Annotated in this window: 11 protein-coding genes, 1 tRNA gene and 1 pseudogene; 8 read left to right on the plus strand and 5 right to left on the minus strand. The window is 60.9% G+C overall.

What is annotated here, in order from left to right; genetic code table 11:
* Positions 1–47 precede the first annotated feature (47 nt).
* From YUA_RS0128580 to YUA_RS0128590, 3 genes are all read right to left on the minus strand, one after another.
* On the minus strand, positions 48–3,401 hold the full coding sequence (locus YUA_RS0128580) for an adenylate/guanylate cyclase domain-containing protein (RefSeq protein WP_027533778.1): 3,354 nt from the start codon (positions 3,399–3,401) through the stop codon (positions 48–50).
* Between the two features lie 570 nt (positions 3,402–3,971).
* Complete coding sequence (locus YUA_RS0128585; RefSeq protein ID WP_027533779.1) at positions 3,972–4,943, minus strand: GlxA family transcriptional regulator; 972 nt, start codon at positions 4,941–4,943, stop codon at positions 3,972–3,974.
* Positions 4,944–5,113: 170 nt separating this feature from the next.
* On the minus strand, positions 5,114–6,070 hold the full coding sequence (locus YUA_RS0128590) for a GlxA family transcriptional regulator (protein WP_027533780.1): 957 nt from the start codon (positions 6,068–6,070) through the stop codon (positions 5,114–5,116).
* A gap of 147 nt (positions 6,071–6,217) precedes the next feature.
* Here YUA_RS0128590 and YUA_RS0128595 point away from each other — a divergent pair, with 147 nt between their 5' ends.
* From YUA_RS0128595 to YUA_RS45295, 7 genes and pseudogenes are all read left to right on the plus strand, one after another.
* Positions 6,218–7,090 (plus strand): alpha/beta fold hydrolase, encoded by an 873-nt coding sequence (locus YUA_RS0128595; protein ID WP_027533781.1) that lies wholly within the window; start codon positions 6,218–6,220, stop codon positions 7,088–7,090.
* Positions 7,087–7,542, plus strand: coding sequence for a hypothetical protein (locus YUA_RS0128600; protein ID WP_027533782.1), 456 nt, complete (start codon positions 7,087–7,089; stop codon positions 7,540–7,542). Before YUA_RS0128595 ends, YUA_RS0128600 begins: the two co-directional genes overlap by 4 nt.
* Positions 7,543–7,585: 43 nt before the next feature.
* Complete coding sequence (locus tag YUA_RS0128605) at positions 7,586–7,960, plus strand: hypothetical protein (protein WP_027533783.1); 375 nt, start codon at positions 7,586–7,588, stop codon at positions 7,958–7,960.
* Between the two features lie 30 nt (positions 7,961–7,990).
* Complete coding sequence (locus tag YUA_RS0128610) at positions 7,991–8,365, plus strand: AIR synthase-related protein (RefSeq protein ID WP_027533784.1); 375 nt, start codon at positions 7,991–7,993, stop codon at positions 8,363–8,365.
* 130 nt (positions 8,366–8,495) lie between these two features.
* The gene (locus YUA_RS0128615; protein WP_027533785.1) at positions 8,496–9,506 is read left to right on the plus strand and encodes a nitrilase-related carbon-nitrogen hydrolase; all 1,011 of its coding nucleotides are present in this window, start codon (positions 8,496–8,498) and stop codon (positions 9,504–9,506) included.
* A gap of 134 nt (positions 9,507–9,640) precedes the next feature.
* The gene (locus YUA_RS0128620; RefSeq protein ID WP_027533786.1) at positions 9,641–10,462 is read left to right on the plus strand and encodes an alpha/beta fold hydrolase; all 822 of its coding nucleotides are present in this window, start codon (positions 9,641–9,643) and stop codon (positions 10,460–10,462) included.
* Positions 10,463–10,547: 85 nt separating this feature from the next.
* Positions 10,548–11,484: pseudogene (locus YUA_RS45295) on the plus strand (NAD(P)H-binding protein).
* Positions 11,485–11,936: 452 nt separating this feature from the next.
* On the opposite strand, the gene YUA_RS0128630 reads toward YUA_RS45295, so the two are convergent.
* Both YUA_RS0128630 and YUA_RS0128635 read right to left on the minus strand, forming a co-directional pair.
* Positions 11,937–12,010, minus strand: a tRNA-Gly gene (locus tag YUA_RS0128630).
* A gap of 337 nt (positions 12,011–12,347) precedes the next feature.
* On the minus strand, positions 12,348–12,533 hold the full coding sequence (locus YUA_RS0128635) for a hypothetical protein (RefSeq protein WP_027533787.1): 186 nt from the start codon (positions 12,531–12,533) through the stop codon (positions 12,348–12,350).
* A gap of 203 nt (positions 12,534–12,736) precedes the next feature.
* Between YUA_RS0128635 and YUA_RS0128640 the strand changes: the two genes are divergently transcribed.
* Entirely contained in the window at positions 12,737–13,123 is a 387-nt protein-coding gene (locus YUA_RS0128640; RefSeq protein ID WP_027533788.1) for a YciI family protein, read from the plus strand.
* Position 13,124 lies beyond the last annotated feature (1 nt).

The raw sequence follows: 13,124 nt of genomic DNA on the forward strand, positions 1-13,124 counted from the left end.
ATTCTCATCGCTGGCCTGGACGCTGCTGAAGATGTCGATCATGGCCGTCATTGCGCTAGATCGGCGAGCAAGGCTTTGGCCTGCTTCAGGTCCCGCGTGTCAAAACCTTCAGTGAACCAGCCATAAACGGGCGAGAGGAGATCGCGAGCCTCACTGCGCTTGCCCTGGTTGCACCAGAGCCGCGCTAGGTCGAGGGCCGCGCGCAACTCCCAGAACCTGGCGCTCTGTCGCTGTGCCACGCCGAGCGCGCGGCGATAGCTGTTCTCTGCCGCGGCGTGCTCATTCATCGACAGCAATAGCGTCCCACGCAGCCGGTGCATTTCGGCCTCGACCCAGCGCTCATGGGTCGCGTCAACCAGGTTGGCGACCTCGGCGAGTTGATCGAGACCTTGCTGCGGTTGACCCGCCATCCCATAGGCCTCCGCGAGCACGGTCAGAAAAAATGGAATCATCAATTTGCGGTCCCCCGCTCGACACACTCTCAGCCCTTCAAGGAGCAGCGGGATGCCCTCTGCCGCTTGCCCCAGGCTGGCCAGACACCACCCGCGCATGATGTTCCCGATCGCCAGCGAGTCGCGGAAGCCATGCTCATCCGAGACCACCACGACCTCTTGCGCAGACGCAAGGATCGTCTGGGCCGATTGAGCCCCCTTGGTGGCCCAATCGCCGTACCAGGCCTGACGTAGTGCGAAAGCCCGCATGAAGGGCGAGAGCCGTTGCGACTCGGCCAGAGCCTCGTCCCGCCGCGAACACGCCTGGTCCAGATGGCCGAGGCACACCAACGTCCGAGAAAAATGCACCATGGCCCCAACGTGTGGATCCTCCGCCGTCGGCGCGAAGGCTCGATACGCCGGGTCCCACAAGGAGAAAACACTCTCATGGTAAGCGCGGACGTCAGAGAACTTGCCAAGGTAGAAGCAGATATTCCCGCTGATCTGCGCGCCGAAACATTCCCACATCGCGTCGTTGCCGGCCTTACGCATGCGACGCAGCTCCTCGGCATGATGTTCCGCCTGCTCCAGCTCGCCACGTACGATGCGAAACAAATACTGGCCATAGAGGACAAGTCCAAATTGCTCTGGCCGGCTTAGTTGCTCGCAGAGTTGACGCGCGCGAGCGTAGGCCTCGCCAGTCTCAACCTCGGCCAGTCCCATCGTCGTCTCCAGCGCGTGTCCGAGTGCGATCTGCAGATCAAGCTCCTGCTCCCGGCGCACGGCGCCGTCGGACAGACCAGCGAGGATGTCGAGGCCCTTCCGAAGCTGTGCCACCGCTTCGGCCATGGTGCCCCGCGCGATGGCCTGTTGGCCGGCCTTGAGGCAGTAACCCACGGCCTTCTCGACGAACCCCGCTTCCGCGCAATGCTGCGCCAATCGCTCGGGCTGCATCGCCACGATCTCCGGAAATTGGCGTTCGAGGGTAGCGGCAATGCGGCCATGCAGTTGCCGCCGCCGGGCGCGCAGCAAGGTGCCATAGGCGGCGTCCTGAACCAACGCGTGTTTGAAGGTGTATTGTGCATCGGGGGGAGTCCCGCGCCGGAAAATCAATTCGGCGTGCACGAGTTGCGCCAGGGCATCATCCAGTTGCGGCTGAGGCATAGGCGTAACGGCTCTGATCAGCGCGTGCGAGAACTGACGTCCGAGCGCCGCCCCGATCTGCGCCACTTCCCGGACGGGCGCCAGGCGATCGAGCCGCGCCAGCAGCGAGGCGTTTAGCGATGTCGGGATGGCTAGCTCCGGCAATGGACCTGCCACTGCGTATCTATCGCCAACGTCGGTGAGCACACCGCTCTCGACCACGGCCTTGGTCAGCTCCTCGATGAATAACGGGATCCCGTCGGTTCGGGCAAGGATCTGTTGCAGCACCTCGTTGGGCAGTGCCTTGCCGCCTGTGACCTGCGCGATCAACGATGATCCTTCGTCTCGGCCGATGCGCCCGAGCTCAATGTGGGTCACATGCGCATAGCCGGGCCAGGGTGGTCTGAACTCCGGCCGTGCTGTGATGAGCAATAGCACCGGCAGGCTCTGCACTCGCTCGATCGTCAGTGTCAGCAACTCGAGCGTAGTTGGATCGATCCAGTGTACGTCCTCGTACACGACCAACACGGGGTGCCGCGCCGCCAGGCGCTCCATGTGCGCCAGAAGCGCCGTCAAGGTCTTCTCCTTACGCTTCTGTGGACTCAACTCGGGAGGAGAGTTACGCGCGGCATTCGGAAGAGACAGCAATGCGGCGATCAAGCCGATGTCCTCGCGTGGTGCATTGGACCGGGCCAGCAAGGCCTCTAGTTTCATGAGTTTTTCCGCGGCCGTGTCGTCGCGCGTCATGCCAGTCGCCCTTTCGAACTGGCCGATCCAGGGATGCAGCGGCGTTGACTGGTGATGCGGAGAGCAGAACTGCCGCAGCCGGGCGTGCGGATCAAGTTGCAGTTGCCCCTGGAGAGCAGCGGTAATGCGAGATTTGCCGATGCCCGGCTCGCCGATGACGACCACCACACGTCCTTGGCCGGATTTCGCCTGCTGCCAGCGTCTGAGCAGCAATTCGAACTCCTCTGCCCGGCCAACGAGCGGTGTGGTCCGGCCAGAATGCAGCGCCTCGAAACGGCTCTCTATGGAGCTCCTTCGCAGCGCCACCCAGGCCCGCACCGGTCCGGCGAGGCCCTTGAGGTCCCTGGCCCCCAGGTCCTGCAGTTCGAAGAGATTGCCGAGCAGCTTTCGAGTGCCCTCGGCGATCACCACGCTGTCCGGCAGGGCAATCGCTTGCAGCCGTGCGGCAAGGTTCGGCGTCTCGCCGACGATGCCACGCTCCTGGGCTTCGCCGGACCCGATCAGGTCCCCGACTACGACCAATCCGGTTGCAATGCCGACGCGAGTTTGCAGCGAAGCCCGGGTCTTGAGGCCAGCAACTGCCGCGATCAGCTCCAGTCCCACCCGCACGGCCCGCTCAGCATCGTCCTCGTGAGCCTCGGGATAGCCGAAGTACACGAGCACCCCATCGCCCATATATTTTGCTACGAACCCGCCGAAGTGACGCACCGTCTCGGCGACGCACTTCTGATACGCCGAAATGATCTCTCGCAGATCCTCCGGGTCCATTCGGGCAGAGAGCGCGGTCGAACCGACGAGATCGGTGAACATCACGGTCACCTGGCGTCGCTCGCCGTCCAGCTCTTGATGCTCTTGCGCCGGCTCCGGCGCGACCGCGGGCGGCTGCGTCGTAGCGCTGGTACCAACAAGCTCGTTGATCGCGCGCAGCATCTTCCGGCGATGGCCCAGCAAAACCCCGATGTCCTTGAGGTCCTGCTCCGTCAGATCCGGCAGAACGGAGATATCGATGCCGCTTTCACGAAAGCGACCCGCATATTCGGACAATCCCAGCGAGGCCAACCACTCGGTAATCGTTGCCACCGGACTTCCTCTCTCGGCCGTACAACGAGGGGAAGGTACCTCAAAACGCGATCAGCTAGAAGGGAATGCCAAGCTTACTGGAGACGGTCATCAATAAGAACGACTTTAGGTAGAGCTGGAAACGCTCGCGGATTTTGCATCGGCCTTCAGCCGTGCAGCCTCCAAATTGTCGGAATGGCGTTAGAATTGGAGCTTAAAATTCTTGGCCAAGTCATTGAAATCGTAGAATGGAGCGGGTGAAGGGAATCGAACCCTCGTATTCAGCTTGGAAGTCGGGAAATCTTGTCGTGTTTTCAAAGGCCGCTCTGACATTTTCGGTGTTTTTGTCCCATTGAGATCATTACAGAATTTCTCTTTGTCAGAATGGCGGTCGCCGGCCCATGGTCGCAGAACATTCGGCTCCATCGTACCAATCGGTTCAAAGCGGGGACACGCAACACCCGATTCTTGCAATCGGTCGAACGGTCAATTCCCAAGCTTGCTGCTTAATGGGGTTGCTGGCGGCTTATCTCCAAAGAGAATGCGCTCCGCTGATGCCAATCTTGGCCGGAAATCGTGGCCAGGCCAAAGTCAGGCAGTCGCCACCGCTGCCTGTCGAGCGTTCCTCCGCAACGCCTCCGCGGGCAGGCCGAAGGTCCGCAGGAACGCACGGCGCATGCGTTCGCGGTCCGCAAAGCCGGTTTCCTGCGCGACCACTTTAACCGAGTGCCGCCCTTCCTCGATCATGAACCTGGCAGCTTCCAGCCGGAGCCGCTCGACCGCTCTTGCCGGTGACTGGCCAGTCTCGGCGAGAAACGCGCGGCTGAACTGACGAGGGCTGAGGTTGGCGATGGCTGCAAGCTCCTCGACCGAGAGCGCGCTCCGCAGATTTTGGCGGATGTGCGCCACGACCAACTCCATCCGATCGGATCTCGGCGTCAAGTCGAGGAGTGCGGAATGCTGCGTTTGTCCGCCCATCCGACGTTGATTAATGACCATAAGCTTGGCAGCTACTTTCGCAACTTCGGGACCCAGGTCCCTATCGATCATCGCCAGAACGAGATCGATTCCTGCGGTCATTCCAGCTGACGTCCAGATCGGACCGTCATTGATATAGATCCGATCCTCCTCCATCCTGACATTCGGAAACCGAGCCCTGAAACTTGTCGCTTGGATCCAATGCGTCGTCGCACGGCGACCATTGAGAAGTCCGGCTTCGGCGAGAACAAACGCCCCATTGCAAAATGAAGCAGTGCGCCTTGATACCTTGGCGGCTTCTTGCACAAAGGCGATCAGATTTGCGCTCGATGGAGCCATTTCGAACGCGGTGACCGCGCCGACAATAATTGTATCAAAAGCCGGATCGTCGAATGCTTCAGTTTCAACTGTCAAACCACAAGAGGATCGAATGGGACCGCCGTGTTCCGACAACAGATGAAGTTCATAGTGAGAATCGGCCGGGGGCGGCTTTGCAAGTCCGAACCCCGTCATTTCGAATGCCGTCAGGGGAGCAAGGCTCAAGAGCTGGAAGCCGCGCGGGACGATAAGGCCTACCCTATGCATGGCTGCCTCCTAGTGTCGGAAATGTTGATAATAGCCCGGTGGGTGTCATCTAGGAGGCATGATTTGATGTCGAACCCGGATGCTCACGTGCGAGCCGGATGACCGAGAGCGGCGTTCGGCGCCACGTTGAGTGCTTGGCTCAAAAGCCTAAATTTCTTGACAGCCCGAAGTCAGGCAGCCGCCTCCGCCTCCCGTCGAGCGTTTCTCCGCAATATCTCCGGTGGCACGCCGAAGGTCCGGAGGAACGCGCGACGCATGCGTTCGCGGTCCACGAATCCTGTTTCCTGCGCCACAACATTGACCGTGTGCCGTCCCTCTTCGATCATGAACCTGGCGGCCTCCAGCCGAAGCCGCTCCACGGCTTTTGCTGGAGACTGGCCGGTTTCGGTTAGAAAGGCACGGCTGAACTGGCGGGGGCTCAGGTTGGCGACCGCCGCAAGCTCTTCGATCGTCAATGGGTTCCGCAAATTTTGACGGATGTGCGCCAAGACCAATTCGATGCGATCGGACTTCGGCGTCATGTCAAGGAGTGCGGAATGCTGTTTTTGTCCCCCCATCCGCCGCTGGTTCATGACCAGAAGTCTGGCGACCATTTTCGCGGCTTCGGGACCGAGATCATTATCGATCAACGCCAGTACGAGGTCGATCCCCGCGGTCATTCCCGCTGACGTCCAGATCGGACCGTCATTGATGAAGATCCGGTCCTCCTCCGCCCTGACATCCGGAAACCGAGCCCTGAAGCTAGCTGCATGGGCCCAGTGCATCGTCGCGCGTCGACCACTCAGGAGGCCCGCTTCAGCCAGTACAAACGCTCCGCTGCAGATCGAGGCGACCCGCCTCGACGCCTTGGCGGCTTCCTGCACGAACGCGATCGTATTCGCATCGGAAGAAGGCATGTCCATCTCGGTGATCGAACCCACGATGACCGTGTCGAAGGCGGGATCTCCGAACGCCTCGGTTTCCAGCATCATTCCTGAGGAAGACCGAACCGGACCGCCATGTCTTGACAACAAATGGATGTCGTAGCGCTGGTCAGCCGGGGGCAGGTTCACGATCTCGAACGCCGTCAGCGCCGCAAGGCTCATCAACTGAAACCGTTGCGGCACGATGAAACCGACCCGATGCATTTTCGCTCCTGTGGCACGAATGGTGGCAAGAACGACCTACGTCAGCCCCGCCGTAATCGCTAGAGTCCGAGCAACAAATCTCGCACTGGCTCCTCGCCGCCAAGCGACCCCCATGTCAGCGCTTCCGTGAGGAAGAAAGGATGATGCATGTCTTCCGATCACGCCGCCTTCGTCGAGCATCGCATTTCCAGGGGCGAAGGAAAAGTCTACGCTCGGGATTATGCGGGTTCTGGCCCGGCCTTCGTGCTCATGCACGGCTTCCCTGACAACCTGCATATCTGGGATGACCTGATCCCGTTCCTGGTCGCCAGCGGCCGGCGCGTGGTGACGTTCGATTTCCTGGGCTTCGGCGCCTCGGACAAGCCCGCCGGCGCTGTCTATAGCTTTAGGCAGCAACTGGGCGACCTTGAAGCGGTCGTCGGGGGGCTGGGCCTGGGAAAGATCGTTCCGGTGGCTCACGATTCCTCCGGGATGGCGACGCTCAACTACGCGCTCGCCCATCCGGGAGGCTTCGACTCCGCGATCATGCTCAACTCGGCCTATAGCGAGGACTCCACGGTTCTTTGGCCCGAGATGATCACGCTCTTTGCGACTCGGAGCATGCAGGCCCTTGCAATAGCGATCGCCCAGAGCCCCGAACAGTTTGGCTGGCTGCTGAAATGGCAGCAGAAGAAATTCCTGGACCCCTTGCCTGAGGCGCAAAGACCCCATTTCAGCGCGTTCATCGGTCCGCTGATCAGCGACAACTTCATCGCCCAACCCGGCGCCGGTCCTGCCTTCGTGCAGTTGGCGGCGGAATTCTTCGATGAACACGCCCGAAACGCCAAGCATCTGACCGCGCTCAAGACGCTCGATATTCCGGTCAAGCTGATCTGGGGACAATACGACCCCTACTTCCCCGTCGCCATGGCCGAGCGGCGTCAATCTCAGCTCAAAAATGCGTCCCTCACCGTCATACCGGCGGGCCATTGGCTGCAGGCCGATGAGCCCGCGCAAGTAGCGAAGGCGATGCTGTCATGAGCCCGCGCGCGCTCGACAAGCTCACCGTTCGCGTACGCCGCTTGACCAAGCTCGCTCGCGTCGTTGGCCTCGTCACGGTACTGGCGGTGATCAGCCCGACCGCTTCGTTCGCTCAATCGATGCCACCATCATCGAGCCTCGATGTCCCGACGACCAAATTGCTCGCGATTGGCACTTTCACAGCCAAGGGTTCGCCGGACCAATGGAAACCGCTCCTGCCTGCTGAAGTGCGCGACACCGTACGGCTCTATCTCGCTGGGAAAATTGACCAGTGGTACCTCAAGCAGGACCAGAGCGGGGTGGTGTTCATGATGAATGTCACCGATCCGAAGGAGGCTCTGGAACTGCTGGGCAGGTTTCCCTTCGGTCAGGCGGGGTTGATGGAGTTCCAGATCATCCCACTCGGCCCGATCGGTCCACTCCGCGTGCTTTTGACTGAGCCTGCGAAGTAGTTGGCAGCGGCCAAGAACTAGTTCAACAAAAGGAAACAGCGAAATGCCCGACAACAAGAATCCACGCGTCCACGCTGAGATACTGCCCGCGCTTGCCGCCGTCGTTGGTCCAACAACCAAGATCCTGGCCATCGGCTCGGTCACAGCGAAGGGCACGCCCGAGGCGATCGCCCCTATCCTGCCTCACGAAGTCCGCGCCACGGTTCGCAATCATCTCGCCGGCAAGATCGAGCAGTGGTTCTTCCAGACGGAGGGCTACGGCGTTGTCTTTATCGTCAACGCCAAAAGCACCGCAGAGGCCCACGAACTCCTGGAGAAACTTCCTCTGGGCGTGGCCGGCATGATGGAATTCGAGCTGATTGCTCTCGGGCCGCTCGCGCCTCTCGCTATGCTCATCGGCGAACCTCCGCGTTCGTAATGCGACCCGCGGGCCGAGAGAAATAGCAAAATGCCTGAAGTCAAGAACGCGCGCGTCCATGCTGAGATATTGCCCGCGCTCGCCGCGGTTGTCGCTCCGACAACCAAGATCCTGGCGATCGGCTCTGTCACTGCGAAGGGCACAGCCGAGGCGATCGCCTCGGTCCGCCCCCACGAGGTTCGCGCAACGGTTCGCAATCATCTCGCTGGAAAAATCGAGCAGTGGTTCTCTCAGACAGAGGGCCGCGGCGTTGTCTTCATCGTGAACGCCACCAGCACAGCGGAGGCGCACGAACTCCTGGAGAAGCTTCCACTCGGCGTCGCCGGAATGATGGAATTCGAGCTGATCGCGCTCGGGCCGCTTGCGCCGCTTGCGATGCTCATCGCGGAACCTCCGCGTTCGTAATGCGACCCGCGGGCCTCGTTGTGACCTTGGTAGTTCTATCGCCAACCGATCGAAGCCGACTGGGCATGGTGAAGGCGCGTCGCGCGGACCAAAGGTTACATCAACAACCCGCCAGGAAGGACCCGTCAGGATGCCTGTTGTCAAAGCCGCAGCCGTGCAGATCAGTCCCATTCTCTACAGCCGGGAAGGCACCGTTGGCAAAGTCGTCAAGAAGATTCTCGAGCTCGGGCGCCAAGGCGTCCAGTTCGCGACCTTCCCGGAAACGGTCATTCCCTACTACCCCTATTTTTCCTTCGTCGAAGCGCCCTACCTGATGGGCGCGGAGCACTACAAGTTGCTCGATCAGACGGTGACCGTGCCGTCCGACGCCACCAAAGCTATAGGCGATGCCGCCAAGCAAGCCGGCATGGTCGTCTCGGTCGGCGTCAACGAACGTGATGGCGGCACGATCTACAACGCGCAACTCCTGTTCGATGCAGAAGGCACACTCATCCAGCACCGCCGCAAGATTTCTCCGACCTATCATGAGCGCATGGTCTGGGGTCAGGGCGATGGCTCTGGCCTGCGCTGTGTCGACAGCGCCGTAGGACGCATCGGTCAACTGGCCTGCTGGGAGCATTACAACCCTCTAGCCCGCTACGCCTTGATGGCCGACGGCGAGCAGATTCACTCGGCTATGTATCCTGGCTCGTTCGCGGGTGACGGTTTCTCCGAGCAAATTTCGGTCAATATCCGCCAGCACGCACTGGAGGCCGGGTGTTTCGTGGTCTGTGCGACCGCCTGGCTGAACGCGGAGCAGCAAGCCCGGATCATGAAGGATACCGGCAGCAGCATCGAGCCGATCTCTAGCGGCTGCTTCACCGCGATCGTCTCTCCAGAGGGCGCATTGATGGGTGCGCCGCTGCGATCGGGCGAAGGCGAGGTCATCGCCGATCTCGATTTCTGGGCTATCGAAAAGCGCAAGCGCCTGATGGACTCGCGCGGTCACTACAGCCGCCCGGAGCTGCTCAGCCTCCTGATCGACCGCAGGCCGAAGTCCCATGTGCATGAGCGCAGCGCGCATCCGGCGCTGGAACCTGTCAACCCGGCCGATCGGCTGGAAGAAATCGGCTCGCGTCCGGCAATGGCAGCAATCTCATGACTTCACGCCGGCACCTCCTTCTCACTGGCGGTGGTCTCGTCGCCGCGCTCGGGCTCCCGAAAGCGGCGCTAGCGGACGCGATGAAGGTCGCCGAGCCGCCAGCCCACCAACCTGCTCACAAAGGATCAAAGCTCATGACGACGGCGACAATGAAAGACGGCGCGAAGATCTACTTCAAGGACTGGGGCGCCGGTCCGGTCGTGACCTTCTCCCATGGCTGGCCGCTCACCGCAGACGCCTGGGACGCCCAGATGCTGTTCCTGGCCAACCACGGCTACCGCGTCATCGCCCATGATCGACGCAGCCACGGTCGATCGGATCAAACGTGGACCGGCAACGACATGGACACTTATGCCGACGATCTCGCCACGCTGTTCGAGATGCTCGGCGTCAAGGACGTGACGATGATCGGCCACTCGACCGGTGGAGGCGAGGTGGCGCGCTATGTCGGCCGCCATGGCACATCACGTGTGTCGAAAGCAGTCCTGATTTCCGCGGTGCCTCCACACATGGCGCAGACGCCAACTAACCCCAACAGTGCGCCCATGAGCGTCTTCGACGGCCTGCGCTCAAGCGTGGTCGCCGATCGGGCGGGGTTCTTCAAGGAATTGGCGATGCCGTTCTTTGGCTATAACCGTCCCAACGCAAAGGTTTCGCAAGGCCAGATCGACTCTTTCTGGCTTCAGGGCATGATGGGGAGCCTCCAAGGCGAGTATGATTGTATCAAGGCCTTCTCCGAGACCGATTTCACGGATGATCTCAAGAAGATGACGATCCCAACTCTGCTGCTGCAGGGTAATGACGATCAGATCGTTCCTATCGACATCGCCTCCCGGCGTTCGGTGAAGATCCTGCCAAACGCGAGCCTGAAGGAATATGCCGGTGCTCCACATGGCATGTGCGTCACCCACGCCGATCAAGTGAACGCAGACCTGCTGGCCTTCCTCAGGGGATGACGGGGACGAAGTCCTCCTGCCGATCGACCGGCGGCAAGGCGGATACGTGTGCGGCAAGGCATGGTCATTCTGAGTGAGGCGAATGATGAGCAAGGCACGACATGAACGTCCGATTCTCGTGACCGGGGCGGCTGGACGGATCGGCTCGGTGGGCCGCTCCGTGACGGAGCTGCTTCTCGCCCGTGGATTCCGGGTACGGGCGCAGGTTCGTGTGGACGACGAGCGGGCCACAAGGTTGCGCGCCCTCGGTGCAGAAGTCGTGGTTGGTGATCTGCTCGATCTTACGGCGGTACATCGGGCGATTGAGGGGTGCGAACGTCTCCTTCGCAATGTCGGTCGCGCCGACGTATCTCGAAGCGGCTGTCAACGTCGCCGTCGTCGCGAAGCACTATGGCGTAAAGGCATTCGTCAATCTCTCCCAGATGACCGTCAACGAGATGGACATCTTCAATACGACCCCCAGCCCACAGCAAAAGCAGCATTGGTTGGCGGAGCAGATATTATCGTGGTCCGGGCTGCCGGTGGTGGAAGTACGCCCAACGGCCATCATGGAAGGGCTATTGCTTCAAACCGCGAAAACCATCTCCATGCAGGACAAGATCATGGCACCCTTTGGAAGGGGCAAGAACTCAGCCATCGCTGCAGCCGATGTCGCTCGGGTGATCGCCGAGATCTTGAGTGAACCCGCCGAGCATATCGGCCAAATCTACCATCTGACCGGCCCGGTTTCGCAGGACATGGACGCGGTTGCACGCGAGTTCTCGGCCGCGCTTGGTCGCACGATCTCGTACGTCAACGTTCCACTTGAGGTCATGAAGGGGCAACTCGCCGCCTTCGGAATGCCGCCGCATGTCGTTGCGCACGTGGCGACCATGGCGGGGCTACATCAGGACAACCGGTACGATCGGTTCAGCAATGATGTCGAAAGGCTGACCGGCATGCGTCCGATGAGCGTTCGGGAATTCGTGCAGAAGAACGCGCATGCGTTCGCACCGGTCGCGCCTTCGAGCGCGCCTGAATGAGCACGGCATCGTAGACAGGCGTGCGGCTTCGCAAAGGAGCGTGGTTGCGGGAACAGGATTTGAACTTGTAACCTTCAGTTATTGGTCGATGTCCCGAGCCTAGTTTGAGCGATTGGTCAAATCCAAGCGGCTCAACTTCAATCCCGAGACCGAGGTGCAGATCACGTCGCAGAACGCTACCGTCGACTGATCGTCTCTTCGCTTGTGTTCGACCTTTCCTATTTTTACGCCATCGTCGCCGATTTCCACACGCGCGTTCAGCACCTCTTCTCCAAACCGAGATATTCGGTTTTGATGAGCTCGCACCTCAGTCGGTCTAGAGCAGTACGGGGAATACCACAGCGTTTCAAGAGAGACGCGAAACAGTCGATCGGAAAGCGAGCAGCAGAACGTGTAAAGCAGCCCATTTGTCAGAATGAAATCCGACTCTCTCGCTAAGTCTTTGAAAAGGTTGGAGCGGGTGAAGGGAATCGAACCCTCGTATTCAGCTTGGAAGGCTGCTGCTCTACCATTGAGCTACACCCGCGACACCGGCTCCCTAACACGGCCGGGCGGCGGTCTCAACTGCCCCTGGGACCGCTTTCGCCGGGTTTCCGGCCGTTGCGCACAGGCCGGTTCCGCCCCACGCCGCCGGCCCTTAACAGCGGCGGCCTTCCGACCTATATTGAGATTTCCCGCAATCAACGAAAGGAGGTGATCCAGTGTCTTTTACCAAGCGCTGTCACCTCGCTGGGATCGCCCGCTAGGCTTTGAATAGAGGCTTGGCATCGGGGCGCTCTCAGCCCTGGACCAGCGAGCAAGAGATCGGGCGCGACGGGGTCTCCCCGCCGCGCCTTTTTCTTTTGTAAGATTTTTCTCCGACTTCAGAAGCCGAAGATGGCGAGCACGGACGGGCGCTTGCCGCGGCGGCTCTCGACGATGCGCTCGCCGCCACTCTCGACCGAGCTGCCGTAATAGCGGTGATGGCCAGCCTGGTCATGCAGATCGGCGGGCTCCGACTTCCCTGCCCGCCGCGCACCGCAGATGATCTTGACGGTCTGACCCGACATTGCCGCCTCCGATGAGCCTCAACTATTCTTGTGGCCATCAGTCGCCTCGGCTTCGGCCGGCGTTCACCCCGCCGGGCGGCAATCGGGTTTCAGGACAGTTTCGTCGCACAGTCGCGACGCAATATTCTAATCTCCGGGATTGTCGGTCCCGGCGGCGGTCATAAGTCCTTTGGGCTGTGCGCCCGAAAGCAAGCGAGGTGAAGATGCTTTACGCGATCCTGGCCTATCACGTGGAAGACGAGCTTTTGGAATGGACGCCTGAACAGGACGCCGCCGTCGTGGCCAAGGTCATCGAGGTTCAGGCGCCCTTGAGGGCAAGCGGACACCTTGGGCCGGCCGCTCGTCTGGATGACACAAGAAAGGCCCACACCTTGCGTGGCCCCAGCGCCGGCATCGTGCTGGACGGACCGTTTGCCGAGACCAAGGAGCAGCTACTGGGCTTCCACTTGGTCGAATACGACACGGATGAGGAGGCGATCGCGGCGGCGCGGAAGCTGCGTGAGGTCAATCCGAGTGCGGTCTACGAGATCCGCCCGGTCAAGCTTTACGTGCCCGCCGATGGGTTCGGCGCGACGCCGTCGGACAAATAGG

This window comes from Bradyrhizobium sp. WSM3983, assembly GCF_000473045.1.
Taxonomy (GTDB): domain Bacteria; phylum Pseudomonadota; class Alphaproteobacteria; order Rhizobiales; family Xanthobacteraceae; genus Bradyrhizobium.

Excerpts from the sequence above, each read along its gene's own strand:
- YUA_RS0128640 (WP_027533788.1), top strand. The coding sequence starts at position 12,737 with ATGCTTTACGCGATCCTGGCCTATCACGTGGAAGACGAGCTTTTGGAA.
- YUA_RS0128585 (WP_027533779.1), bottom strand. The coding sequence starts at position 4,943 with ATGCATAGGGTAGGCCTTATCGTCCCGCGCGGCTTCCAGCTCTTGAGC.
- YUA_RS0128590 (WP_027533780.1), bottom strand. The coding sequence starts at position 6,070 with ATGCATCGGGTCGGTTTCATCGTGCCGCAACGGTTTCAGTTGATGAGC.
- YUA_RS0128595 (WP_027533781.1), top strand. The coding sequence starts at position 6,218 with ATGTCTTCCGATCACGCCGCCTTCGTCGAGCATCGCATTTCCAGGGGC.
- YUA_RS0128620 (WP_027533786.1), top strand. The coding sequence starts at position 9,641 with ATGACGACGGCGACAATGAAAGACGGCGCGAAGATCTACTTCAAGGAC.
- YUA_RS0128605 (WP_027533783.1), top strand. The coding sequence starts at position 7,586 with ATGCCCGACAACAAGAATCCACGCGTCCACGCTGAGATACTGCCCGCG.
- YUA_RS0128600 (WP_027533782.1), top strand. The coding sequence starts at position 7,087 with ATGAGCCCGCGCGCGCTCGACAAGCTCACCGTTCGCGTACGCCGCTTG.
- YUA_RS0128615 (WP_027533785.1), top strand. The coding sequence starts at position 8,496 with ATGCCTGTTGTCAAAGCCGCAGCCGTGCAGATCAGTCCCATTCTCTAC.
- YUA_RS0128635 (WP_027533787.1), bottom strand. The coding sequence starts at position 12,533 with ATGTCGGGTCAGACCGTCAAGATCATCTGCGGTGCGCGGCGGGCAGGG.
- YUA_RS0128610 (WP_027533784.1), top strand. The coding sequence starts at position 7,991 with ATGCCTGAAGTCAAGAACGCGCGCGTCCATGCTGAGATATTGCCCGCG.